This window comes from Boseongicola sp. (assembly GCF_057460485.1).
This window is the reverse complement of record NZ_JBVCWP010000032.1, coordinates 1-23,433: the sequence shown is the minus strand read 5'-3', so window position 1 is coordinate 23,433 and position 23,433 is coordinate 1. Positions and strand designations below refer to the sequence as shown.

Below are 23,433 nucleotides of genomic sequence, written 5' to 3'. Positions count from 1 at the left end.
TGGTGGAACGATATTTCTCGACGAAATTGATCGTCTCACGCACCCCATGCAGGCCACAACCGTGAAGTCACCCGGCTGGGCTCGCACGATCCAATTCCGCTAGACGTCCGATTTATCGCCGCGTCCAAACATGACCTCGAAACAGCGGCTGCGCCCGGTGAATTCAGAAGCGACCTTCTTTATCGCTTGAATGTTGTCACAATACGCTTGCCAAATCTGTCTGAACGACGCGAAGACATCCCTCGCCTGTTTGTGCAACTCGTCGAAGAGGCGTCAATTCGTTACAAGCGCCCCGCACCGACACTTCCCGGCGCGGTCCTAAGCCGCATCAGCGCCCGTGAGTGGCCCGGCAATGTCCGCGAACTGAGGAACGCCGCCGATCGCTTTGCGCTAGGGCTTGATCTCGACATCGGGGGCGCGAAAGCTGGCGAGGGGCGCACCCCTTTCGGGTCAGTTGGCGACCTATGAGAAAAGTCTGATCGCCGCGGCCATCACCAGTCAGGGCGGAAGTCTGAAGGCGACCTACCAGTCGCTTGGGCTGTCGCGCCGTGCCCTTTATGAAAAGATGCAAAAGCACGGGTTGTCCCAGCAGGATTTTATTGACGACGACACAGATTAGGGTCGGATGGGCGGATTTGCGCACATTCAACGGACGATTTGTGCCGGTTTCTGCACAAGCCGCGCAAGGCGCACGCCTGTTTGCGAAAACGCTTAAACGACATCCCTTGCGCTTGACCTCCCCCCTGCAGCACTAGTCCGCCTAATGATGCACCTTTCGGGTCGGCATTTGGGCGAGGCCAGCCGCTACGACTGGCCATCATGGGAGGATACGGTATGAAAGACGTCGCACTGACGGCAGTTGCCGTCGCATTGACCACGACAGTTGCCTACGCAGACGGCCACGTCGACAAGACCGGCTGGCCTGAAAGCTTTACCGTTGGAACCGCGTCACAGGGCGGAACCTACTTCGCCTATGGTTCAGGCTGGGCCAACCTTGTTGCGAACGAGCTTGGCCTTTCTGGCGGTGGCGAAGTCACTGGCGGACCGATGCAGAACATGGCGCTGGTTCACACAGGTGACGCGCAATTCGGCATGACAACAATGGGTCCTGCTGCAGAATCGCTTGCTGGCACCAACCCAAATGCACCCGGCCTGCAAATGTCCGGAGCGTGCGCGATGTTCCCGATGTATCAGACTCCGTTCTCCGTGACGGCTCTGGCGTCGTCCGGCATCACCACGATCGCAGATATTCCTGCCGGGGCGAAAATTGGTTTCGGCCCTGCGGATTCGACGTCTGACACCTACTTCCCGCGCATGATGGAAACGCTTGGCGTTGACTTCGAGCGTCGCAACGGCGGTTGGACTGACCTTGGCAGCCAGCTTCAGGACGGTCTTTTGGATGTCATCGCATTTGCAGCAGGCGTTCCGGTTCCTGCCGTAAGCCAGCTTGAAGTTCAGACCGACGTGAACATCATCGAGTTCACCGAGGCCGAGCAGGAGACTATTCTTGGAGCTTTCCCGGTAAGCCAGTTCGACATTGCATCCAGCACATATACCTCGCTGGACGCCGACGCGCGTTCGGTCAGCATGTGGAACTTCGCGATCGCAAACTGCGACCTGCCTGATAGCTTCGTAGAAGCCGTTGTTGATGTCGTCATGTCGGACAACGCCCGCATGCAGAACATCCACAAGGCAGCCCGGTCTACAGTGCCTGCGAACTACGACAAAAATGGCGTTCTGAAGTGGCACCCGGGTGCGGCCAAGTGGTTCAAAGAAAACGCCGGGGCCGATATCCCTGACGAGATGATCTACGGAATGTAAGGAAGGGTTTCGTCGCGCCTTTGGCGCGGCGATCCACCGGGGGCGTCGCCCCCGGAGCCCCAGAGAATTTCCACCAAGAAGAAGACTGACACGAACCGGTGTTGCGCTAGTGTGGCGCCAAATAACGAAGCTATGCCGGGCGGGGACCCCCCTGAACCGATACATCCGCACAAATCAAAGGACCCGTGATCGCAGAGGGCGTTGACGAGGAGCCGGTTGAGGCGAACCGACGCCTGTTTGAGGGTTGGCATTTGACCCTTATGGCACGTCTGCCCGCATTTTACGCCGCCTTCCACATGGCCGCCCTGAACGGTTTGTCGATCTCAGAGTGGACCGGTATCACCGTCCCATTCCTACCAACGCTCCCTCTTGAGACGTGGAATTTCCGGATTGTCCACGTTGCGGGCGCCCTGTGTCCGGCGCGAACCCAATGGAGACCAGCGTTGCCAGCTTCAAAATAGGCATCGCGGCCTTCATTGTCCCGTTCATGTTCTTTTACAACGGTGCGATCCTGATGGACGGCACCTGGTTTGAAGTGATCCGGGCAAGTGCGACCGCAGTCTTCGGGGTCTACCTTTTGTCTTCCAGCGTGCAGGGTTGGTTCATGGGCGGAATGACCGCTTGGTTCATTCGCTTGGCTCTGCTTCTTGCAGCACTCTGCATGATTGCAGGTGGGCTTGTGACTGACCTGATCGGGATCGGCCTGACCGCGGCGACCTACTTTGTGCAAAAGGTGTTCAAGCCTTCGCCAGATGCGCAAATCCGGATGTCCGGCGCCGACTAAGTCGCCGGCAACGGCCCTTAAAGAACGACGCGCGCTTGCCAATCGCGGGCGAGCGTCGCCACATCCGCGGCATTGGTCATCACGAAGGCCATTGATGTTTCGCACTCTACAAAGAGAACCGCCGCGCCATCGATATCGCCCGCAAACACAAGGCCACTCGGCCCTGTTTCGCCCTGAAAGAGCATGTCTTTCTTACTGAAATATCCATCAAGGAAAAGCGCGGCTTTGTTGCTCAGTCCAGCCACAATATCTTCTGGGCCGGATTGGTCCTTGACCTCTTCCCCTTCGATGAGGAGCCACGCGGTCGCCCGCACACCCAGAGATTTAAGGTAGTCTGCAAGTTCCGCATCGGGATTTTCGCGGCCCGCTCCGGAAGCCGCAATTTGCCAGGCGCGCGCCAAGGGCCCAGACGGAACGCCAATGTCAGACGGAAAACCGTCACCCGACTGTCGACGACTTGAGATCGTCCAGACCTCCCCTGCTGCAAGCAAGCCGATCAAGACATCGCGCAATTGACCAAGGGCTGGGTCTTCGGCATCCGCGATGGCCTTGCCAACAAGCCCGACTGCCGCATCCCGTAACGCTGATGCGGCGACCAATGCCTGAAGCCGGCGGTTCGCAACCGCTATGAAAATTGATGTGTCGCCTTGAGTGAACCCCAGCTCACGCGGCAAGATCGTTTCGTCGATCTGTGAGACCACCGCCGCCAAAAGGCGCTCCGGCGTGCCGCGGATCGTCCGGCTTTCACCGGGGGCGCTCGCTCGTTGACGGAGCTTCGCCAACTTCGCTTCAAGCCGGGAGAAATCGTCCACGCCGGTCTCCCCTTCCCTAAGCCTTGCTCATGATCGTGCTCAGCGTTGCTGTCCCACGGGCGACTACTTTCGCCAAATCAGCATCAGGTGCACAGAGACAGATCAGTGCTTCGCTTTGAGATTGCGAGGCCCGCAAATAGACCCGGACATCGACCGGGGTCATGGTGATCGCGGTTTGCGCTTTGGCTCCGTCCAGAAAGGTCCGCGCGCCCTCGGCAACCCCCCCATCCAAAACCGCTGCCGCCGTTTCGGTCAAGGCATCAAGTTCTTCCTGAGCATGGCGCGTTGAGGAACTGACACAAAGGATCATCGACGTGTTCAAATCAGCAAACGCCGCAAGGTCGCATCCTTCGACATCCGCTCTTAGCCCGTCCAATACCTCGGTGACGTCCATTATCCGCCCTTTGTCGCGTCAACGCACAACCGCGCAGTACGCCAATACCTTAATGCGCAGCAAGACCGGCGGACGCAAGCCCCGCCGGTCTTTGCAAAAATGCTGACAAATGTGCTGTACCTTAAAAGGGAGGAAGCGGGGCCGGTGCCGAGCGCGTGCGGCTGTTGATGCGTCGCGCCAGAAGTTTCTTGGGCTGAATTCGCGAAGGCATAACAAATTTCGACGGCGCATCGGGATCGGTTGCTGCATTGGCGTCGTCGTACTCCGCCTTGCGAACGCCAATCTCGGCCAGAAGCCTGTGAAGAGCGTTAGAGAAATCCTCGGCGCCGCTGGCGCTCCACTTCTCAGCGTCACCGTCCGCGGCGAGCGCGCGTGTCAGTGAGATTGGGAAAATTTCCTTGAAAAGCCCGGCTGTTTCGCGCCCAACGCGTTTGGCAACGCGCATCTGATCACGCTCGGACAAAATCTTGTCCATCCGCGTAAGCAACAGGAAGCTGTTTGCATAAAGCGCGGGCGGAAGCATGGACCAAACCGCAGCTTCAGATTGCCGCCATGCTTGGGTCGCATGCGAGCACCAGATCACGGCATCGGCGTGGGGGATTACGCGTTGCCAAACTTCTGCATCCATATTCGGGTCCGAAATTCCCGGCATATCAATCAGATCGCAGTGATCCAAAAGCTCGGCATCATGAAAAATTCGAATAAAGGCCGTGTCTTCAACGGATACGTCTTCAAGGTTTTCAAGCTCGAGATCGAACTGCCGACCGTCAAACCCGACGCGATAAGGGGCCTCTGTGCCCTTGGAAATCCACACCGGCGGCAATTGTGTTGCCGTAACATTGACCGGCAACGCCGCGGTTTGGATCAACAGATTTGAGAGCGTTGATTTGCCCGCACTAAATTCGCCCATAAGGCAAAGGACCGGCTTTCCACCTTCGGATTTCTCAGGAAGACCCGGCCCCGCCATTTCTTCTTCCGGCTCGTAGAGCTCTTCAGGGGCGGCCTCGATGATTTGAAGGCCCTCTTCGGTCGACTCTCTGGGGAAGTCTTCAACAGGACCCTCGGTCTCAGCGTCTTCATGCGTCTCTTGGATTTCGTCCGATGCAGACGTCGGTCCACGATACAAAAGCGACGGGTCCGCAAAATCTGATGCGAAATCAGATTGAACGCCGGCCGTTTTATGATCTGCAACGACGTCCTCGAAGGCAGGCTTTGACGTCGCTCGCAGGCTGCCCGCTTCGCCAAGTAGGTCGTGACTGCTGGAGTCGAGAACCCGCCTGAGCGAACCTTCTACGCTGGTTTCCGCAGGCGTATCTTCCCCTGTTGTTTCGTTGGCTTTTTGGTCTTCCATCGTACCCCCCTCAGGCCGCAATTTCGGTCAGCGCTGCCATCGTTTGCTTCAACTGCGCGCGCTTAACGGCTGTTCCTTCGGCGTCCAGCAAGGCCGCGGCTCCGCCCGGTGCGTTTTCGGCCTCTTCGGCAAGGCGCGTCAGAATTGCGCGTTGCTCGGCCATAAATTCGCGAAGCTCCTGCAACGACGACTCGCGGATAGAGTCCGCATGTGGGCCACTTAAGCTTTCAACAATCGGGTCCGTCTCGGACTTGATCATCTCGGCAAACTCGGTCGCGAAAGACCGAAATCCCCGGCGCTTATGCCACCAGCGCGACCACCAAGTCCCTTTTAGGTCAAGCGCAATTGTCTGTCCCAAAAGAACCGGCGGCGGCACCAAAGGCGGCGTCGGAGCCTCAATCCCAAAGTCTTCCTCCGAAACATCAAACAGCCGGAAATAGACGCTTGCATAGGTTTCGGCCGTCTGGATCAGAAGTTCTTTGGTTGTCTGCTGCGCTTTGCGCCCGAACACCTGATAGGCTGTGCGCAGGAGGATGCGAAGTCCGCTTGGGTCGTATTCCCAAACTTCGCTTTCACCGTTCTCATCAAGATGCTTCAGCAAAGAGCCGGTTGCGCGCTCCAGAAAGCTTCTGTGAGATCGTTCTAGACGTTTGTGAAATGCGTCAATCGCGTTCTCGAAGGACGTGTTCATTGTGGCCAAAGACTCAGCCTCGATCCGCTGCAACTCGGCCTCAAGCTGCCCTTTTTCAAGCGGCGGCAGGGAGGCATCAGACTCCCGACGCGACACGACCTGATGTGCCGCGTTAAGGCCATTTGCAAGGTTCATCGCCGATTTGCCGATGCGGTCCAGCATATCTTGCCCAGCCCCGTCGGCAATACGCTCACTAAGCGCGGCGTAGATGCTTGGAAGCCCGGAAATGTCCCATAAAAGCTCTTCTGGGGTCAGAGATGCGGCATCGGTCACACGTCCCTCATCCACGGCCCATGCCGTCATAGCTTCTAGTGTTTCATCATCAACGGCGTCGAGATTGCCGGTCAGTGCGGCGGTCGCGCAATAGGCAGACGAGAAAATGATCTGAGCGTCTTTGGGACCGTCATGTTCGATCAGCGTCTTGCGAATACTGTCGCGGATTTCCGGGATCTGGCGCACTGGATCGCTCAGCTCGTCGCAGCGATTGACCGCAATGATGACTTCGCGCGACTTGACGTTGGCGATCAGACGGATCAGCGCCATGTCGACAGAGCTAAGCGCCTGGTGCGCGGCCAACACAACCACGCAGATACGGCTTTCGCGGATCGCGCGGATAGTGATCTGCTCGCGGATCATGAAAGTGTCGTTCACGCCAGGCGTGTCACGAATGCACATCGGCATTGGCATTTCAGGGCGCTGCATAAAGATTTCTGCAGACTTCGTGATATCGGCAAAGCGGCCCTGCGCCTGGCTTGTCTCGAAGTCATCTTCAAAATCATCGCCAAGGCAGACGTAGCGCTCGATCAATTCGTGGTCGAAATATCCATAGTCGTGCTGTTGGCCCAAAAGCAGCTCAAACTTTTCACCCAAACGCTCGCGGGATTTCTCGCGCATTTCGATGACTTGTTCGCGCACTTTTGCAAGCTCATCTTCCGCACCTGCGCGGCTTGCAAGCTCGCCAATGCGTCCACCGCGATCCAAAAGCCTGCTCCATTCCTCCGTGTCGAAGAAACGGAAACTCGCGCGGTTATCTTCCTGGGCAAAGTGCGGGTTCAGGTGCAACGAGGTGACTACAGACGTCCATGGGTTCACATCCGCGGGAAGCAAATCGGGAAAGCCAACCATTGCATTGACCAGTGATGTTTTACCCGCCTTCACCTGTCCGATCATCGTGATGGACGGTTCAGCATGCTTCAATTGATGATGCAAACGGCGCGCTGTGCGATTGGTGGATTTATCCCCCATCTTGCCCAAGGCGACCAGCGCCTGGCGCAACTCGCGCGATTTTTGCAGGTAGGGCCCAAGCCCCTCGAACCCACGTCCAAGGAGGTGCGCATTGCCTGCAGCTGGGGTGGCACCTTCTTCCATGATCCTCGTGTCAACTTTCATATCTACTACCTAACGAACACACACACCTGATGGGCAATCCTGACCGGTCACATTTGGTCATTCGGGCGCCATCGTTTCTGATCCCGCTAGAATTCCCGGCCAATCTGGCCATTTTGTGACGTATTTTCGGTCAATATCGTGTGTTCATCCTTTCTAAGCTGCCAATTTCATTTCCATTTCTCGACGAAGCTGGAGCAACAAAGTCACTGCGTCGGCCGCCGAGGCGTCCCCGCTTTCGACTTGCATCAACACCATCAAATCTGCCGCTTCGGTCAGATCGTCGAGAAAGGCATCGGCCGCCGAGCAGCCGGTATCATCGTCGCTGAACAGGTCAACAAGATGCTCAACTGCGTCCACGCATTGTGAGACAAGACCATCAGCCTTGCCCTTGCCAAGGCTTGAGGAAGCTTCCAAAAGTCCATCGCCTCGACGCCGCAAGAAGCGAATAGAATCAGAGAAAAGCACAACATTTTCAACGATTTCATCTTCGGTACTGCTTTGTATCTCCGGACTGGAATGCACCACTGGCGCAGGTTTTTGTGGCGAGGTCGGTCTCGTTTCAACCGAAACTACCGGTTTCGCCTTCGTCGGTTTGGACTGACTTGGGGAACTAATCTGATAGCGTGCAAGGAACAAATGCGCGCTGTCGACATCCGCGCGGCGCCCACGCTCCGCGTGCCGCAGAATCTCCGCACTGAGCGCGCCACCGCCAGAGGCATGATAGATTGCCTCATCGACTGCACCGCCTGCGTGGTGTGCCTTAATCGCCTGCAGGGTCGCCACCGCAAAGAGCGAATTAAACTCCTCGGACACCACGGTCTCAAGGTCAGCGATTCGCGACGTCAGAGCGTTCTTAGCGGACAAAACGTCCGCTTTCGACACCACCAGAAACGCGTGATCTTTCAAGCTGTCCGGCACGCGCGCCCAAAGCTGCGCCTCAGCCTCGCCAAATGTCTGTGTGCACCAAAGTGCAATATCCGTACGCCGAACGGCCCAATCAATTGCCGACTGAAACTCTATTGACGAGCCGTCAGTGACAACCTCCAGAAGACTGATACGTTGCAACAGCGGGAGAGGCATTTCCACGCGCATGAACGCCGGCGAAATCGCCTGCGCCTCTTCAAAATTCAGACCTTCGATAACATTTCGCCCGCCCGACGCGTCGGTGACGACGATCCGTTCTGTCGTCCCATAGGTAAGTTCGGTCGTCGGAAGTTTGCTGTCCCTGGGCAAAAGCCGCTGGCCAATGAACATGTTCAAAAGCTCTGACTTGCCTGATCCGGGTAGGCCAAGAACCGATACACGCACCGGCGACGACAGGCGTTGCAACAATAGCGAAGCATGTTCGCGGGCGGCCTTTGGCAACGCTTCAGTCGCAATAGCGTGCCGCAGCCGCTCGACAATGTCTTCGTCAGCGACGTTATCTCTCATGCCCCACCATCTGACGCGAGCCAGCGACGGCGCAGGAAGATCGGAGCGCCTTCATGGGACGATTTCTTGGAGTGCTGTGGTTGCGGAGCAGGCTCCGCGACGGCTTTGTTCACGGCCACCGTTTCCTCTGCCGGAGCAGACTGGGGCTTTATGGGTCGGGTGGTCACCTGCCGGCGTCTTGTTGCCCGGTTTTCGAACTCGGGCGTGAAGATATTGGCATTCTCTTCAGGCTGTGTCTTGAAGCGAACCTTGATGACGGAGAAACAGATATTGTCCTGCTCTGGGTCGGCAAGTGTAGCCAACTCGTTCATCAGCCGATCTGCAATGCGTGTTGCGGACTGGTCGTCGGTCTCGCGCAAAACTTTGCGGATTCTCCCGTTCGACAGGAATTGCAGCCCATCGCTTGCCACGACCAAAACATCACCGTTGCGCAGCTGGAAAGGCACTTCGGGACAGTCGATACGCTCAATCGTTTCGCCGATCAGCACCGACGTCAGCGCATTGCGATCCGGGTGATTGCGCCCGACATCTTCAGACATCATGCCCGAGCGGACCATATAGTCGATGTGGGGTCCAAGCGAGTGATCCTCGTTGAGCTGTCTCAACTGACCACCGCGGTATAGATAAAGCGGGCTGTCGCCTATTGAAATCCAGAATAATTTATCCCGCAGGAACACTGGGGCGACAAGCGTTGCACCCATCCCGGCGGTGTCGGGGTTGTTTGACGTATGTGCAGCCATGCAAGCATTCGCCGAAACGGCCGCTCCCTTCAGAACTCCACAGACGTTCGCGACAAATGACTTTGTGTCAGACGACTGGAACTTCAATTCGCTAAACATTTCAGTCACGACAATCTTTGACGCAACATCCCCGGCCGCATGCCCGCCCATACCATCCGACAGGACGGCATAGCCGAACTCCGCGCCACGCGGGAAGTCCGTCGCAATTGCATCTTCCTGATAGTCGCGGCGACCGCGATTCAGGACTGACGCAACGTCAAACCTTATGTCAGGAGACTTCGACATTACTCAGCAAAGTTCCCTTTGTCCGCGGTGGACGCCCAGGTGAAATCCTCACCACAAAGCGATACAAATTTCAGTGTCGTTTCGCCGATGCGAACCATGTCTCCGCTCGTGAGCTCTTCTGTCGACAAAACAGGTTTGCCGTTTAGCCGCACAAGGTTCGACTTGCCCCCGTGACCGAGGAAAAACTTGCCCTGCTCGTCGTCATAGGCGACCGCAGCATGGTTGTTGCGCGAGATAGACGTGTCGCCGAAATCAAGGCGTACTGCCTGATCCTCGCCACGACCGATCTGACTGACCCCTGTGAACATCGTAAAGCAGGACCCGCGTCCCGGACCACTGATCACAATGATCCAACCAACCGGGAAGTCCGACTTGTTCGCTTCACTTGCGGTCTTGGCAGCCTCGAAAACATCTTCCGGGGCGTCCTCCTGGGCCTGGAAGCCAAGAAGGCGCGTCTTCACCCTGCCGGCACTACGCCCAGCCCGGCCCGAAACAGCCGTGGAGACATTTACATAGCCATCCATCTCGTTGACCGGTTCAACTTCTGCCGCGGCTTTAGAAACTCCGGACATCTCAGCAATTTGGCGCCGCACGAAATCGTCATCATCCGCAGAGCTTTCTTCAACTCCCGACGCGTTGGCCGAGGCCACGACTTCAGACACGACTCTGCTGGCAATGGGGCCATCGGCGTCCAAGTCTTCGTCCATATCAAAGCCGTCATCATCCGCGTTGTCGCTGACGTCGCCTGCCGCGTCGAGACTTTCGACCTGCTCAGAAGGTTCATCCGTAAATGCCGAGCGATCAATGCCATCATCGTCGCCTTCAGTCGCGAACCGATTGCCCCATTCCGACGTATCATCGTCATCTTCTACATCCGAAAAAGCAGAGGGTTCTTCGCTGAAAATACTATCGTCGGCGAACTCGTCGGCACTTAGATCGGCAGGCGCACGCGCCTCAAGATCCGCGCGATCATCGTCCGCGTCATTTGCCATTGCATCGGCCGAAAAATCCGTCTCGTCGCTTGCCGCAAACAAGGCCGCGTCTTCGTCGCTCATACCCTGATCCCAAGGCGCGGGCACTGAGCGAGGGCGGCTCACCGGGTGGCTGATTGGGCGGCTTGACGCGCGGGGACGCACGACCTTCGCCAGATCATCGCGATAAGGGCTCTGCTCTTCAGGATCCGCAGTTGGATCGCGTTCGGCCACATGCTGCAGCACGCGATCTGCTTTCGTCGCCTGCGCGGCGGCCTTCAGATGTGCCATTGCCGAGCGGCGACGGCTGCTTTCGCCTTCGACCAGCTTGGAGTTCGTTTCGCGAAGGAGCCGATCTTCGGCTCCATCGATCTGCGAACCAAGCTGGCTGCGGGCAATTGCCTGGCGTCCAAAGTCCGCATCGTCCGACCACCGGCTTGACGGGAAATCACTATGTGGGGCGTCACCCTCTTCTTCGTATTCGTCGTCAGCCGAAACGTGGCTGACCGACTGCATCGCACCGCGAATTTCGTTCACCAGATGCGCCTTGTCTTCGCCATTTGCGGCAACATCTTCATCGTCGCCCCAATCGTCGTCATCGTCTTCCCAATCATCCTGATCGTCCCAGGCCGTTGCCCCCCAACCCGCGCCATCGACCTCCTCAGGTTCTTCGTCGCGTTCGTAGGTGGGCTTTGAGCGGTCTGCATAAAGCGGAACATCAAAGTCAGACGGGCTTCGGCTGGAGTTCATACGCCCCGTGTCATCGGCCTGCGGCTCACTGCGGCGGCGCAATGGCTCGACGTCCATCTCCAGATCGATCTTACCTACCACCTCTTGGGGGTCTGGCTTTCTCGACATGATATTTTTAAACAATTTCATGGTTCTGCCTCTCTAGCGATAATCCGAAGGACCGTTGCCGCGGAACGTCCCGCGCAGTAATCCGAATGGGAGCAAACGGCTCAGAATCGATCTCTTCCGTTTTCGACCAGCCTCATCGTGACCGCCGCCCATTTGTGAACGTCGTGCCGCGTTATCTGCATTTCGACTTTGCTCTTCCAGGAACACCTGATCATCGAGCATCGCCAGTTCATCCAGCGTCTTCTTGCGCTGGCGCATCTGTTCCTCAGCCAGTTTCTGCAACCGCTGGGCTTCTTTCTTCTCGACCTTTGATTTGGCCTCGAGTGCTTTGATGTCTTCTTCCACAGCCTTGTTCGTTTCCTGGACAAGACGCGAGATCGACAGTTCGATCTGACGATCAAGTTCCGCCTGCTGCAAAGCGGCTGAACGGCGGCGCTCAGTATCGACAAGCTCCATCCAGTCGCGGGCCGTTTGGATACGATCCGGTGGAAAGACGCTTAAGGCTTTATCCACCGCATGAAGGAACGCGTCCTCAAACTGCGGGAACTTGCCGGAAACCGGCTTATAGGGATCTGGACGATCGCCCGCGATTGCACTGACCCGCGCCTGCGCATCGGGCGGCGCCATCCCGGTCAAAACGTGGTAAAACGTAGCGCCCAGTGAATAGAGATCCGATGACGCATCCTGCGTCGAACCGGCGATATAGAATTCGTGCGGGCTGTAGCCGTCTTTAACAACATGCAGCGCTGAAAGCGCGCGGCTGGCGCGCGTGGCTTCTTCTTTGGCCGCGCCGAAGTCGATCAGGACAGGGTTTCCCTTGCCATCGATCAGGATGTTATCCGGCGAAATATCGCGGTGCAGAACATCGTTCGTGTGAATGTAGTGAACCGCCTCGAGACACTTCAGAAGGATGTCCTTCACGTCCCGGGGGTGTAGTTTCATCCGCGGGTCTTCAATCGTGTCGAGCAGATCACGACCGCGAACGAAATCAAGTGCCATATAGGCGGTCTGATTGTCCTCGAAAACCTGGTGGATACCGACGATGTTCGGGTGCTGCAATTTGGAAAGGCGGCGGGCCTCCGCACCGAAGTGCTTCACAACCGCATCGAATTCCGCCTGATGCTGGCGCGAACGCGCCATAACACTGCCGTTGTTGCGGCAGCACATCGAAGACGGGAAACATTCTTTGATAACGACAATCCGGTCGAGACTGTCGCGAGCGAGATACGTCATACCGAACCCGCCCGCGTTCAGGAATTTTTCAACCCTGAACTGGCCGTGCAGCAACTCCGTGCCGGGCTTTAACGCATCCGCAAAGCTCTCAGAGAGCCCCGGATCGTAATTTTGCTGCCCTGCGTTCATCTCACACCCAAGTTCTTGCCGCTCTCTTCGTCAGGTAATCGATCGTTGGCGGGGCCATGCCGATATGCCGAAAAACCGCCACCTGACTGCTGCGACTTGATCAGAGCTATCGGCAGATTTTGCCCATAATGTGGCGCGACCGGGTCATTCCGCATCCAATCCTGCGGCATTTTTAGAATTGTAGACGCAATTGATCCCAAATCTTGCGGTCAACCGAAGCCGAGGCACAAGACTGCGCAAATCGCACATTAATCGTCGTTCTGCTGTTTCCGAAAATGCTTCACACTTTGTGCATGGCCCAGCGACCCTGACCGTGGGAGCATCACGAAATCTACGACAGAGCCGCCGCTAATCCGTGTGTGAGCGGTAAATTTCTGCCGCACGCGTCCAGACCCCTTCGGGATCCGACTTGAACGCCAAAAGATGTGGCAACAACTGCCCGGCAAAATCCTCGGAGGCTTCGCGCGGCAGCATCGACGGCAAATTATCAATTGCCATCACATCCAACAGGGGGGTCTCATGTACCCGCAGCGTCGGGGCATCCCATGACGTTATCTGGTCGTAAACTTTGATGGGCGAGAAATCACTGGACGGGTCGCAGGCAATATCACCAATCATATGCAGCTTTCGTTCGGCCCTTATGGCATTGACGGGCACAAAGACCGGCACGCCGGGGCTGGCAAGAATGCAATTCAGAAAGACGTCATGGGTCAGGATCTCGGGGAAAGGCCCGCCAGACGCGGTTTCAGCCATATCCCAGGCGGTTACGGGCAAACCCAAGCGATCGCACAGATCGCGCGCACCGGTGCCAACTCGCCCCAAGGCTCCGATAACGATGACGCTTGGCGTCTTTTCCTGAAGGGCCTCGCGCACATGCGACGTCATCGCGTCGGCCGATGCAAAAACCTGCGCTTTCGGGCAGGTACCTCCCGATTGCCCGGCAGCCCACCCGATCAGCGAAACCGCAGCCCCGGCAAACCCCGCCCAGACGCCAAACGCCGCAACGCGCCGGCCTGAGGGGTCCGTCAGATACTCAAGATCAAGCAGCGTGCCGCCTCCCGCACGAAACCGGTCCAAAAGAACAGCGCCCTCTGCCTGTCCCTTATAGGCATGCCCGAACATGATATGGCGGTGGCGCAAAGGCGTGCCATCATCAGGCAACTCCTTTAGCCCACAAATCACCGCGTCAACCGGCGCATCGACCCATGCACCTGCCACCGCAATAGCCGCACCCGTGGCGCGATAAGCATCGGTCGGGATCGCGCGGCCAGGGTCGTCCTCGACCGTGACCTGATGCCCGGCCGCCATCAATGCCTCGACCCCCTCGGGCATAACGCCAGCGCGCGCTTCATTTGCACGGGGTTCTTGCCTGACCCAGAAATGCGTCATCCGATCATCCCCATATCATGCGCGGTCCGCACAGACGGGCGGCTGGCCATCGCCGCGCGAAACGCCGCCAACTTGGGGAAGTCCGCAATATCGACGCCATCCGCTTCCAACCAGCAACTGATTGGATAAAGCCAAGCATCGGCCAGCGTCACGTGATCCCCAAACAAAAACGGCCCTGCGATCAAGGCCTCGATATAGGTGCAACTTAGCGCCATCGTTTCCGGCACCTTTGCGGTCATGTCTGCCCATGAGCGTTTCTCATCAGCCCAGCGCGCGCCGCGCATTTTGTGGGCGTGGTTCACATGCATGGTTGAGGCCAGAAAATACATCACTTCGCGCATCCGCGCCGCATGCAAAGGATCAACCGGAACAAGGCTTGGCACCTCGGTTGCGGCTAGGTACTCAAGGATCGCTCCGGTCTCGGTTAAAACACCCTCGGGCGTGACCAAAGCGGGCACCCGCCCCTTTGGATTCACCTTGTGAAACGCGGGCTTGGTTTGTTCACCGCTCGCGACGTCCACCCGAATGCCCTCCCAAGGGACATTGCCTTCGTTCAAAACAATCGCCGTCGCAGAAGCGATGGTGTTTGGTGCCCAGTAAAGCTTCAACATCCGTGATCTCCCTTAGAAGTGCGTGCGTGCCGATGCGCGTTCCGGCCGGTCCAGATGGGGAATCGCATTAAACCCCGCCAAAAACGCCGATCCGTCCCGCACCGTCAGTCTATGTATCGAGGTGTTCCAGATCGGCAGCATAACATGGCTCATCCGCACCAGATCAAGATCGAGGATATGCCGAAGCACCATCCCGATCACGCCGCCGGACGTCACACATAATAACTGTCTGCCCGGAACAGAGGCTTCCTCCAAAAGAGCGGCCACGCGCGTCTCGAAATTCTCGTAGGTTTCCTGACCTTCAATCTCGGCCTGCTTCCAGGCGGCGAACACTTTTGGCATGTGATCACTGAAGGTATCGGGCGTCGGCATTGGCGCGCCCATCACGGTATGCATCTGATCCGTCAGCCGAAAATAGTCGATCTCATTGAGGCGTGCATCCTCGTCCGCTTCCCAGCCCATGGCTGCAACCGTCTGGCGGTGCCTCACAAGCGTTCCCGAAATCACGTGATCAAAACCATAGCCATGATCGCGCATCCACTCCCCAAGCCAGGAAGATTGCGTGACACCAAGATCGCTCAGCCGGTCATAGTCTTCTTCCGTGTTGGCCGCGGAATTCGCCTGCCCGTGTCGGACAAGAGTGATTTCGCCCATGGTGTGTCTCCTTCGCCACCGGCGATACCGGATCACAGCAGACTTGCCAATCGCGCGAAGTTGCGCGCTGCGCTTTCGCTCATCTGTTTGCGATCTGACACGCGCGGCGCCGCAAAGACGCATTTTCACTCACCCCTGTCGCCTTTGAGACGTTCCGATTGCCGCACGAGTGGTTTAACCTTCTGGCAAAGGGAGCCGACCGCATGAGCGACAAGATCAAATTCACACTGGATGGCCGCGACGTGGAAGCCCGCGCAGACGAGACCATCTGGGAAGTCGCCAAGCGGGAAGGCACGCTGATCCCGCACCTTTGCCACAAAGATGCGCCGGGCTACCGCGCGGACGGCAACTGTCGCGCCTGCATGGTCTCAATCGACGGTGAACGCACGCTGGCCGCCTCCTGCATCCGCATGCCGACCGAAGGCATGACCGTCTCAAGCACCGGTGCGCGCGAAACGCAGGCTCGCAAGCTGGTCATGGAGATGCTTGTCACGGACCAGCCGGAGCAAAATGCGGCGCACGACAAATCAAGCCACCTGTGGGACATGGCCGACGCCCAGGGTATCGAGACCTCTCGCTTCCCTAAACTGGAACAGGGCCGCATTCCGCTTCTGGATGACAGCCACGTGGCGATGAGCGTGAACCTTGACGCCTGCATTCAGTGCGGCCTTTGCGTGCGTGCTTGCCGCGAGGTTCAGGTCAACGACGTGATCGGCATGGCCGGACGCGGCCACGACAGCTACCCCGTCTTCGACTTTGACGATCCGATGGGCGACAGCACCTGCGTGGCCTGCGGCGAATGCGTGCAGGCTTGCCCGACCGGCGCCCTTATGCCTGCAACCGTCACGGAAGGTGCGGGCGTCGGCGACAGCAAAGACTTCGATAGCGAAGTTGCTTCAATCTGCCCGTTCTGCGGCGTCGGCTGTCAGGTCTCGCTCAAAGTCAAAGACGGCAAAGTAAAATACGTCGACGGCATCAATGGCCCTGCCAACGAAGGGCGCCTCTGCGTCAAGGGCCGCTTTGGCTTTGACTATATCCACCACCCCCATCGCCTGACGAAACCTCTGATCCGTCGCGAAGATGCGCCCGCAAAAGGCCTCAACGTCGATCCCGGCGACTGGCATACGCACTTCCGCGAAGCGACCTGGGACGAAGCCCTTGATGTTGCCGCCACTGGCCTGAAAGGCCGCGGTCGTGAAGTCGCGGGCTTTGGCTCGGCCAAATGCACCAACGAAGAGGCCTATCTTTTCCAAAAGTTCATCCGTCAGGGCTTTGGCCACAATAACGTCGATCACTGCACGCGGCTTTGCCACGCGTCCTCGGTCGCGGCTCTCCTGGAGAACGTCGGCTCGGGTGCTGTCACCGCGACCTTCAACGAAATCGAAAACGCCGATGTCGCCATCGTCATCGGCGCGAACCCGATCGAAAACCATCCCGTAGCGGCGACGTTCTTCAAACAGTTCACCAAACGCGGCGGCAAGCTTATCGTCATGGACCCGCGCGGTCAGGCGCTGAAACGTTTTGCCACTCACATGCTGCAATTCCGTCCCGGCGCAGACGTGTCCATGCTGAACGCGATCATGCACACAATTGTCGAGGAACGACTTTACGACCAACAATACATCGAAGCCTACACCGAGAACTGGGAGGCCGAAAAAGCCCACCTCAAGGACTTCTCTCCCGAAAAGATGTCCGCGATCTGCGGTATCGATGCCGAAACGCTCCGCGCTGTCGCCCGCGATTTCGCGACAGCCAAGGCCGGAATGATTTTCTGGGGCATGGGCATCAGCCAGCATATCCACGGCACCGACAATTCCCGCTGCCTGATTTCGCTTGCCCTTATGACGGGCCAGGTCGGCCGTCCCGGCGCGGGCCTCCATCCCCTTCGCGGCCAGAATAACGTTCAGGGCGCCTCGGATGCGGGTCTGGTTCCGATGTTCCTGCCTGATTACCAATCCGTCACCGACGACGGCGTGCGATCCGCGTTCACCGATGTCTGGAAATCAGACGATTTCTCGAACGAAAAGGGCCTGACCGTCACCGAGATCATGGACGCGGTTCACGACGGCAATATCAAGGCAATGTACATCCTTGGCGAGAACCCAGCGATGTCCGACCCGGATGTTGAACACGCCCGCGACGCGCTTGCAAAGCTTGACCACCTCGTCGTGCAGGACATCTTCATCACCGAAACGGCCAACTATGCAGACGTGATCTTGCCAGCGTCGGCGTTCTACGAAAAGTCCGGCACTGTTACGAATACCAACCGACAAGTGCAGATGGGTCGTCCGGCGGTCGCTCCTCCAGGCGAGGCGCGCGAAGACTGGTTGATCACCGTTGATCTTGCCAACCGCTGCGGGCTGAACTGGGACTACACGACCCCCGCTGACGTTTTCGCCGAGATGAAGCTCAATATGACCTCTCTCGACAACATCACCTGGGATCGTCTCGAAACCGAAAACGCGGTCACCTATCCATCGCTTAGCCCAACTGATCCCGGACAAGCCATTGTCTTTGGAAATGGATTTCCGCGCTCTGACGGCCGCGCACGCTTTACGCCTGCCTCTGTCATTGCACCGGACGAAACGCCTGATGCGGACTACCCGATGATCCTGACCACGGGCCGTCAGCTGGAACACTGGCACACCGGGTCGATGACACGCCGCTCAAAAGTTCTCGACGCGGTTGAGCCGGAGGCAAACTGCTCGCTGCATCCGTCCACACTGTACAAGCTTGAGGTCGAACCCGGAGGCCACGTCCGCCTGACCACACGCCGTGGCACCATCACGCTGATGGCCCGCGCCGACCGCGCTGTTGCACCCGATATGGTGTTCGTGCCCTTCGCCTTCGTGGAAGCGGCGGCAAACGTTCTGACAAACCCGGCTGTAGACCCCTACGGCAAGATCCCCGAGTTCAAATTCGCAGCGGTCAAAGTCGAAAAGGCCGAGGATCAGGTCGCGGCCGAGTAATTAAATCTGAGGCTTGGGATCATCCTCGCCGGACACACGCCGCCACGGGACGTCAAGATATCGCCCATCACTGACCAATTGGGCTGCGGCGGCGACTGTAGGCGCTGGTTGGTTTCATAAATGGGACTCGCGCCCCAGTCTAAGTAATGTCGCATCGCTCATTTTGTCAGATTAATCCAAGTCGCACGCATCACCAAATCACATCCGGATCAGGCCTCAAACCGCAGGACCGTCACCCAGGTTTCGCCGTAACGGCGTGCATCCAGTTTTGAAAAGCCTGTCGGAGCATCCTGCTCGCCCGCCTCTTCCCAGACAACCAAAGCGCCCAGGCCAATCCAGCCACCCTTCGTCGCCGCCGCCAAGCCACGCGCGCCCAGGCCCTTGCCATAGGGCGGGTCAAGAAACACCAAAGTCGCGGGCGTATCAGGATTTGGACCCAACCGCTGCACATCGCGCGCTATCACACGGACATCTTCCGAAACGCGCGCGCGCTGGATGTTGTCAGCGATCAAACGGCCTGCGACATGTCCTGAGTCCACAAAGACACAGTGGTCAGCTCCCCGACTTAAAGCCTCAAGCCCCAGCGCACCGGTTCCCGCAAACAGATCAAGCACGCGCGCGCCCTCCACAGGATCACCGTAGCCGCCGTTTTGCAAAAGATTGAAAATCGACTCACGCACACGGTCCGACGTTGGCCTCAAGTGTGCAGCCGCATCGCCTTTACCAACTGAGGCAAGGCCAAGCCCGCGCATGCGTCCGCCAATGATCCTCACGGCTTCAACAGGGCTTTCATGTCGGTTTCAGGATCAGCCAGCACCTCTGGCGCGGGACTTTTCCCCGCCTCGATCAACCGCTTGCCGACCATGTAATCACGCGGCGCATTGATCGCATCGACGGCCAACAACTGATCGCCCGCAAAATACCAGAAACTCCGCGCAGCACCTACTTTGCGAGCAACCACGCGGTCATACCCCGTATTCAAACCGGCAATCTGCAATTTCAGATCATACTGATCCGACCAGAACCAGGGTTGCGGGACATAGGCTGTCTCGGCTCCAAGAATATTGCTCGCAATGGTCTCGGACTGATCAATGGCGTTCTGCACCGATTCCAATCGCAACCGACCGCCCTTGTACGGAAAGCTTGCGCAGTCCCCCGCAGCCCAAATGCCCTCGACCGACGTGCGCCCGAATTCATCCACTGCAATCCCGTTGTCACACTTAATACCGGCACGCTCCGCCAACCGCGTATCAGGACGAATACCCATGCCAAGGATCACGAAATCAATATGGAGCATCGTGCCATCCGACAACAGCGCGCCCGTCACATGCCCGCCGCCGCCAACAAGCCGCTCAAGTCCAACGCCCTCGTGGATATCGGCCCCATGGGCGCGATGAGCCTCGCGAATGACATCTGCCGTCTCTGGCGAGGCCACACGCCCCAGAATACGCGGAGACATTTCAATCAACGTCACATGCACGCCAAGTTTGGTCGCAACCGCCGCGGCCTCAAGCCCAATATAGCCACCACCAACAACCAGCGCCCGCGCGCCGCGCTGGAACCGAGGCTCCATCCGGTCCACGTCGGCCAGGCCCCGCACAGTGAAGACACCCTCCAAATCCCCCCCAATCGCGGCGGGCAAATGGTTCGGTATTGACCCGGTCGTCAGGACAAGCTGATCATATGTGATCCACTCCCCGCCAATATCGACAGCCTTGCGCTCCGTATCAATCTCGGTCACCGGACAGCCGAGGCGCAGCTGGATATTGTTGTCGGCGTACCAGGCCTCAGGCCGCAGATAGAGCCGCTCTTCTGCCATCTCCCCAAGCAAATATGCCTTCGACAAAGGCGGACGCTGATACGGCGGCACGCTTTCACCACAGACGACCGTGATCGGCATCTCCGCGCCAAGTGCTCGCAATTTGGCGACCAAAGACGCCCCCGCCTGTCCGCCACCAACGACAAAAATTCCGCTCATTCGCTTTGCCCTCTGGTCAAACCCATCCACCACGTTATGTCCCGTATCAACCTTAGTAGCCACCCGGAGTTCCCCTGCAATGCCTATCACCGTCGGCGACCGTATCCAGTCATCAACTGTTCTTCACATGGGCGAGAACGGACCCGAAGAAATCGACGTCGCCAAGCACATTTCCGGCAAGCGCGTCGTTATCTTCGGACTGCCTGGGGCCTTCACATCGACTTGTTCGATGGCGCATCTGCCAAGTTTCATCCGCACATACGAAGCGTTCAAGGAAAAAGGCATCGACGAAATCATCTGTGTTTCAGTCAACGATGTCTTCGTGATGGCCAAATGGGGCGAGACAACAGGCGCAACAGAAGCTGGAATTACCATGTTGGCGGACTGGTCCAGCGCCTTTGGTAAATCCATCGGCCTGACTTTTGATGCCCCCCCCGTTGGCTACATCCAGCGCATCCTGCGCTGCGCCATGGTCGTAAACGACGGCGTTGTCGAAGTGCTTCAGGTCGAAGAGGGGCGCGGTGTCTGTGAAATGACGGCCGGCGAAACTCTTCTTGAAATGGTCTAGCGCTTAGGCAGAGATGTTACGAACGGTGCGCGTCGGGAACGGAATATCGATCCCGCCGGCATCGAACGCCTCTTTCACAAGACGCTTCATATCGGCCTGATACTGAAAATATGCAGCCGCAGGCACCCAGACCCGTACAAGAAAGTCGACCGAGAAGTCGCCAAGGTTGTTCACTTGAATGAACGGCTCGGGGTCTGTCAATGAGCGCGGATCGCCAAGAATAGTATCTTTGATAATCTGCTCGGCCTTGGCAAGATCGGCACCATAAGCAACACCGAAAATCCATTCTGCACGTCGTCTGTCATATACCGAGTAGTTCGTGATCGTACTCGACCAGACCGACGTGTTCGGCATAATGATCTGAACATTATCCAACGTCGCAAGTTCCGTCGTAAAGATTGAAATGTCCTTGACCGTCCCCATAACGCCGTTGACGGACACGAAATCGCCGACCTTGATCGGACGGAAAACCACCAGCATCACACCGGATGCGACGCCACTTAGAACACCTTGCAAAGCAAGGCCAATCGCAAGACCGGCGGCACCAAGAAGCGCAATAAGGGACGCCGTCTGGAAGCCGAAATTCTGCAGGACGAATATTATCGTCAGCGCCAGAAGACCGTAGCGCACGATATTGGCCAGGAAGCCACCCATCGTCTTGTCGAAGTGACGGGATCTCTCCGCCAGCCGAATAATCCGGCGGCGGAAGAAGCCTGCCAAAAAGAAGCCTACGATCAGGATCACGCTGGCCAGCATCACCTGCCCCGCGATATCGATCAGAAAGCGAACCGTGAAAAGATCGCCCACCGTCGTGCCATCGACGACTTGGTAACCCATTAACTGGTCGAGGTATTCCATCAGACCGCCTTGTCCATCTTCTCCGCCAGCGCAGCGTCAAGGGCGGACAGACCACCGGCGTCATGCGTCGTCAAGGTCACCTCGACACGGTTGTAGACGTTAAACCACTCGGGGTGATGGTTCATCTTCTCAGCCACAAGCGCCATCCGGGTCATCCACCCAAAGGCCTCGATGAAACTGCCAAACTTGAACGTCTTGGTGATCGCATCACGATCTTCGCCCAACACCCATCCCGTCGCAGTCAGTGTCGACACCGCCGCCTCGCGCGCTTCACCTGTTAGTTTCTCGCTCATGTCGGCTCCTCTGTGATCTTCTTGAATGGTCCATATGTGGTCAGGATTTCGATATCGCCTGACACGGCGCGCTTCTCGGCCTCAAGGTAGTCAGAAACCGCTGTAGAAAATCCTTCGTCTGCCATCCAATGCAACGAATGACATTCAACTGGTAAATATCCACGCGCCAGTTTGTGCTCGCCCTGCGCTCCGGCTTCAACCGCGCGCAATCCGTGTTTAATCGCGTAATCGATGGCCTGATAATAGCACAGTTCGAAATGCAGGCAGGGAAACTGCTCGACTGCCCCCCAATAGCGTCCAAACAGCACATCGCGTCCGATGAAATTCAACGCACCCGCAACGGGCCGTCCGTCCTCAAGGGCCAGAACAAGCAACATGTCATCGCGAAGCGTTTGCTGAGCGTGATCGAAGAACGACCGCGTCAGATAGGGCGTTCCCCACTTGCGCGCGCCGGTGTCCTGATAAAATTGCCAAAATGCATCCCAATGCTCGGGTCGCAAATCATTGCCCGAATACTGGACGATCTCGCCGCCAAAATCATGCGCCGTGCGTCGTTCTTTTCGGATTGTCTTGCGCTTGCGCGATGACAATGCCGCGAGGAAATCATCAAACGTCCCGTAGCCGTCGTTCACCCAATGGTATTGCTGGGTCACCCGATGCAAAAGGCCCATTTCTGCGCCTCGTGTCGCTTCATCTTCCGTGCAAAACGTCGCGTGTGCCGAGCTAAGGCGGTTCTCCATCCCGACATGAAGCACCCCCTGCACCAAGGCTTGAAAGCCGCGATCCTCTTGGCCCGGCTTCGTCAAAAAACGCCGCCCCGTCGCAGGTGTAAACGGCACCGCAATCTGCAACTTCGGATAATACCGTCCGCCTGCCCGCTCCCAGGCATGCGCCCAGTTGTGGTCGAAGATATACTCGCCCTGGCTGTGACCCTTGGCATACATCGGCGCAACCGCGATGACCTCATCGCCCGCACGCGCCACCAGATGATGCGGCTGCCATCCCGTCCCGGGTCCCACCGAACCGCTATCTTCCAAAGCCCTCAGAAAACGATAGGTCGTGAAGGGATCAATAGCGCGCGCGCCGTCGACCGCTTCCGGACATGCGCAAGCGTCCCAGACGTCCGGGTCGATCTCGGCCAGACCGCCAAGTACAGAAATTTCGATGTCAGATGCGCTCATGCGTCTCTTCTTGCGGGTTGTTTCACAACTGGCGCGTACGACG

The 23,433-nt window shown here is 57.8% G+C and carries 23 protein-coding genes and 1 pseudogene; 8 read left to right on the top strand and 16 right to left on the bottom strand.

The features are described 5' to 3' along the window. Window positions 1-75: 75 nt before the first annotated feature. The 6 genes and pseudogenes from AC221Y_RS06560 to AC221Y_RS06535 all read left to right on the top strand — a co-directional run. Window positions 76-144, top strand: a pseudogene (locus AC221Y_RS06560) (hypothetical protein); the annotation flags it as partial. 63 nt (window positions 145-207) lie between these two features. Next, window positions 208-468: an AAA-type ATPase lid domain-containing protein gene (locus AC221Y_RS06555; protein WP_299753810.1), complete on the top strand. Its 261-nt coding sequence runs from the start codon at window positions 208-210 to the stop codon at window positions 466-468. Beyond that, window positions 398-619 carry a helix-turn-helix domain-containing protein gene (locus tag AC221Y_RS06550; RefSeq protein ID WP_486707015.1) on the top strand — a complete coding sequence of 74 codons (222 nt, stop codon included), beginning with the start codon at window positions 398-400 and terminating at the stop codon, window positions 617-619. Before AC221Y_RS06555 ends, AC221Y_RS06550 begins: the two co-directional genes overlap by 71 nt. Window positions 620-834: 215 nt before the next feature. Beyond that, complete coding sequence (locus tag AC221Y_RS06545) at window positions 835-1,821, top strand: TAXI family TRAP transporter solute-binding subunit (RefSeq protein ID WP_486707014.1); 987 nt, start codon at window positions 835-837, stop codon at window positions 1,819-1,821. 185 nt (window positions 1,822-2,006) lie between these two features. After that, window positions 2,007-2,282, top strand: a complete 276-nt coding sequence (locus AC221Y_RS06540; RefSeq protein WP_486707013.1) for a hypothetical protein — start codon at window positions 2,007-2,009, stop codon at window positions 2,280-2,282. Then, window positions 2,252-2,605 carry a hypothetical protein gene (locus AC221Y_RS06535; protein WP_486707012.1) on the top strand — a complete coding sequence of 118 codons (354 nt, stop codon included), beginning with the start codon at window positions 2,252-2,254 and terminating at the stop codon, window positions 2,603-2,605. The genes AC221Y_RS06540 and AC221Y_RS06535 overlap by 31 nt, the downstream gene beginning before the upstream one ends. 17 nt (window positions 2,606-2,622) lie before the next feature. Here the strand turns inward: AC221Y_RS06535 and AC221Y_RS06530 are convergent, their stop codons facing one another. From AC221Y_RS06530 to AC221Y_RS06480, 11 genes are all read right to left on the bottom strand, one after another. Beyond that, entirely contained in the window at window positions 2,623-3,417 is a 795-nt protein-coding gene (locus AC221Y_RS06530; RefSeq protein WP_486707011.1) for a hypothetical protein, read from the bottom strand. A 16-nt stretch (window positions 3,418-3,433) separates the two neighbouring features. Further along, complete coding sequence (locus tag AC221Y_RS06525; protein ID WP_299757273.1) at window positions 3,434-3,811, bottom strand: hypothetical protein; 378 nt, start codon at window positions 3,809-3,811, stop codon at window positions 3,434-3,436. Window positions 3,812-3,932: 121 nt separating this feature from the next. Then, entirely contained in the window at window positions 3,933-5,162 is a 1,230-nt protein-coding gene (locus AC221Y_RS06520; RefSeq protein ID WP_486707010.1) for a dynamin family protein, read from the bottom strand. Window positions 5,163-5,172: 10 nt separating this feature from the next. Next, on the bottom strand, window positions 5,173-7,242 hold the full coding sequence (locus AC221Y_RS06515; RefSeq protein ID WP_486707009.1) for a dynamin family protein: 2,070 nt from the start codon (window positions 7,240-7,242) through the stop codon (window positions 5,173-5,175). Between the two features lie 153 nt (window positions 7,243-7,395). Beyond that, the gene (locus AC221Y_RS06510; RefSeq protein ID WP_486707008.1) at window positions 7,396-8,673 is read right to left on the bottom strand and encodes a P-loop NTPase family protein; all 1,278 of its coding nucleotides are present in this window, start codon (window positions 8,671-8,673) and stop codon (window positions 7,396-7,398) included. After that, window positions 8,670-9,698 (bottom strand): PP2C family protein-serine/threonine phosphatase, encoded by a 1,029-nt coding sequence (locus AC221Y_RS06505; protein WP_299757283.1) that lies wholly within the window; start codon window positions 9,696-9,698, stop codon window positions 8,670-8,672. Before AC221Y_RS06505 ends, AC221Y_RS06510 begins: the two co-directional genes overlap by 4 nt. Then, window positions 9,698-11,548: an FHA domain-containing protein gene (locus AC221Y_RS06500; RefSeq protein WP_486707007.1), complete on the bottom strand. Its 1,851-nt coding sequence runs from the start codon at window positions 11,546-11,548 to the stop codon at window positions 9,698-9,700. The genes AC221Y_RS06505 and AC221Y_RS06500 overlap by 1 nt, the downstream gene beginning before the upstream one ends. A 12-nt stretch (window positions 11,549-11,560) precedes the next feature. Continuing rightward, window positions 11,561-12,889 carry a serine/threonine protein kinase gene (locus tag AC221Y_RS06495; RefSeq protein ID WP_299757289.1) on the bottom strand — a complete coding sequence of 443 codons (1,329 nt, stop codon included), beginning with the start codon at window positions 12,887-12,889 and terminating at the stop codon, window positions 11,561-11,563. Between the two features lie 348 nt (window positions 12,890-13,237). Next, window positions 13,238-14,278, bottom strand: a complete 1,041-nt coding sequence (locus AC221Y_RS06490) for a saccharopine dehydrogenase (protein WP_486707006.1) — start codon at window positions 14,276-14,278, stop codon at window positions 13,238-13,240. Next, window positions 14,275-14,886 carry a glutathione S-transferase family protein gene (locus AC221Y_RS06485; protein WP_486707017.1) on the bottom strand — a complete coding sequence of 204 codons (612 nt, stop codon included), beginning with the start codon at window positions 14,884-14,886 and terminating at the stop codon, window positions 14,275-14,277. Before AC221Y_RS06485 ends, AC221Y_RS06490 begins: the two co-directional genes overlap by 4 nt. Before the next feature lie 15 nt (window positions 14,887-14,901). Further along, the gene (locus AC221Y_RS06480) at window positions 14,902-15,543 is read right to left on the bottom strand and encodes a histidine phosphatase family protein (protein ID WP_299757294.1); all 642 of its coding nucleotides are present in this window, start codon (window positions 15,541-15,543) and stop codon (window positions 14,902-14,904) included. Between the two features lie 203 nt (window positions 15,544-15,746). Between AC221Y_RS06480 and fdhF the strand changes: the two genes are divergently transcribed. Continuing rightward, window positions 15,747-18,512 carry a formate dehydrogenase subunit alpha gene (gene fdhF / locus AC221Y_RS06475; RefSeq protein WP_486707005.1) on the top strand — a complete coding sequence of 922 codons (2,766 nt, stop codon included), beginning with the start codon at window positions 15,747-15,749 and terminating at the stop codon, window positions 18,510-18,512. Between the two features lie 209 nt (window positions 18,513-18,721). On the opposite strand, the gene AC221Y_RS06470 is transcribed toward fdhF, so the two are convergent. Further along, complete coding sequence (locus AC221Y_RS06470; RefSeq protein ID WP_486707004.1) at window positions 18,722-19,285, bottom strand: RsmD family RNA methyltransferase; 564 nt, start codon at window positions 19,283-19,285, stop codon at window positions 18,722-18,724. Then, the gene (locus AC221Y_RS06465; protein WP_486707003.1) at window positions 19,282-20,490 is read right to left on the bottom strand and encodes an NAD(P)/FAD-dependent oxidoreductase; all 1,209 of its coding nucleotides are present in this window, start codon (window positions 20,488-20,490) and stop codon (window positions 19,282-19,284) included. Before AC221Y_RS06465 ends, AC221Y_RS06470 begins: the two co-directional genes overlap by 4 nt. Before the next feature lie 79 nt (window positions 20,491-20,569). Here AC221Y_RS06465 and AC221Y_RS06460 point away from each other — a divergent pair, with 79 nt between their 5' ends. Beyond that, window positions 20,570-21,058: a peroxiredoxin gene (locus AC221Y_RS06460; RefSeq protein ID WP_299754782.1), complete on the top strand. Its 489-nt coding sequence runs from the start codon at window positions 20,570-20,572 to the stop codon at window positions 21,056-21,058. A 3-nt stretch (window positions 21,059-21,061) separates the two neighbouring features. Here the strand turns inward: AC221Y_RS06460 and AC221Y_RS06455 are convergent, their stop codons facing one another. Genes AC221Y_RS06455 through AC221Y_RS06445 form a run of 3 tightly spaced genes read right to left on the bottom strand, consistent with a single transcriptional unit; the run spans window position 21,062 to window position 23,390 of the window. Next, window positions 21,062-21,916, bottom strand: coding sequence for a mechanosensitive ion channel family protein (locus tag AC221Y_RS06455; RefSeq protein WP_299754780.1), 855 nt, complete (start codon window positions 21,914-21,916; stop codon window positions 21,062-21,064). Next, window positions 21,916-22,209, bottom strand: coding sequence for a 4a-hydroxytetrahydrobiopterin dehydratase (locus AC221Y_RS06450; RefSeq protein WP_299754778.1), 294 nt, complete (start codon window positions 22,207-22,209; stop codon window positions 21,916-21,918). Before AC221Y_RS06450 ends, AC221Y_RS06455 begins: the two co-directional genes overlap by 1 nt. After that, window positions 22,206-23,390 (bottom strand): GNAT family N-acetyltransferase, encoded by a 1,185-nt coding sequence (locus AC221Y_RS06445; protein WP_486707016.1) that lies wholly within the window; start codon window positions 23,388-23,390, stop codon window positions 22,206-22,208. Before AC221Y_RS06445 ends, AC221Y_RS06450 begins: the two co-directional genes overlap by 4 nt. Between the last annotated feature and the right edge of the window lie 43 nt (window positions 23,391-23,433).

Bases quoted from the DNA above. Each gene is read 5' to 3' on its own strand.
- AC221Y_RS06545 (WP_486707014.1), top strand. From the start codon at position 835: ATGAAAGACGTCGCACTGACGGCAGTTGCCGTCGCATTGACCACGACA.
- AC221Y_RS06535 (WP_486707012.1), top strand. From the start codon at position 2,252: ATGGAGACCAGCGTTGCCAGCTTCAAAATAGGCATCGCGGCCTTCATT.
- AC221Y_RS06525 (WP_299757273.1), bottom strand. From the start codon at position 3,811: ATGGACGTCACCGAGGTATTGGACGGGCTAAGAGCGGATGTCGAAGGA.
- AC221Y_RS06520 (WP_486707010.1), bottom strand. From the start codon at position 5,162: ATGGAAGACCAAAAAGCCAACGAAACAACAGGGGAAGATACGCCTGCG.
- AC221Y_RS06515 (WP_486707009.1), bottom strand. From the start codon at position 7,242: ATGAAAGTTGACACGAGGATCATGGAAGAAGGTGCCACCCCAGCTGCA.
- AC221Y_RS06510 (WP_486707008.1), bottom strand. From the start codon at position 8,673: ATGAGAGATAACGTCGCTGACGAAGACATTGTCGAGCGGCTGCGGCAC.
- AC221Y_RS06505 (WP_299757283.1), bottom strand. From the start codon at position 9,698: ATGTCGAAGTCTCCTGACATAAGGTTTGACGTTGCGTCAGTCCTGAAT.
- AC221Y_RS06500 (WP_486707007.1), bottom strand. From the start codon at position 11,548: ATGAAATTGTTTAAAAATATCATGTCGAGAAAGCCAGACCCCCAAGAG.
- AC221Y_RS06495 (WP_299757289.1), bottom strand. From the start codon at position 12,889: ATGAACGCAGGGCAGCAAAATTACGATCCGGGGCTCTCTGAGAGCTTT.
- AC221Y_RS06490 (WP_486707006.1), bottom strand. From the start codon at position 14,278: ATGACGCATTTCTGGGTCAGGCAAGAACCCCGTGCAAATGAAGCGCGC.
- AC221Y_RS06480 (WP_299757294.1), bottom strand. From the start codon at position 15,543: ATGGGCGAAATCACTCTTGTCCGACACGGGCAGGCGAATTCCGCGGCC.
- fdhF (WP_486707005.1), top strand. From the start codon at position 15,747: ATGAGCGACAAGATCAAATTCACACTGGATGGCCGCGACGTGGAAGCC.
- AC221Y_RS06465 (WP_486707003.1), bottom strand. From the start codon at position 20,490: ATGAGCGGAATTTTTGTCGTTGGTGGCGGACAGGCGGGGGCGTCTTTG.
- AC221Y_RS06460 (WP_299754782.1), top strand. From the start codon at position 20,570: ATGCCTATCACCGTCGGCGACCGTATCCAGTCATCAACTGTTCTTCAC.
- AC221Y_RS06455 (WP_299754780.1), bottom strand. From the start codon at position 21,916: ATGGAATACCTCGACCAGTTAATGGGTTACCAAGTCGTCGATGGCACG.
- AC221Y_RS06450 (WP_299754778.1), bottom strand. From the start codon at position 22,209: ATGAGCGAGAAACTAACAGGTGAAGCGCGCGAGGCGGCGGTGTCGACA.
- AC221Y_RS06445 (WP_486707016.1), bottom strand. From the start codon at position 23,390: ATGAGCGCATCTGACATCGAAATTTCTGTACTTGGCGGTCTGGCCGAG.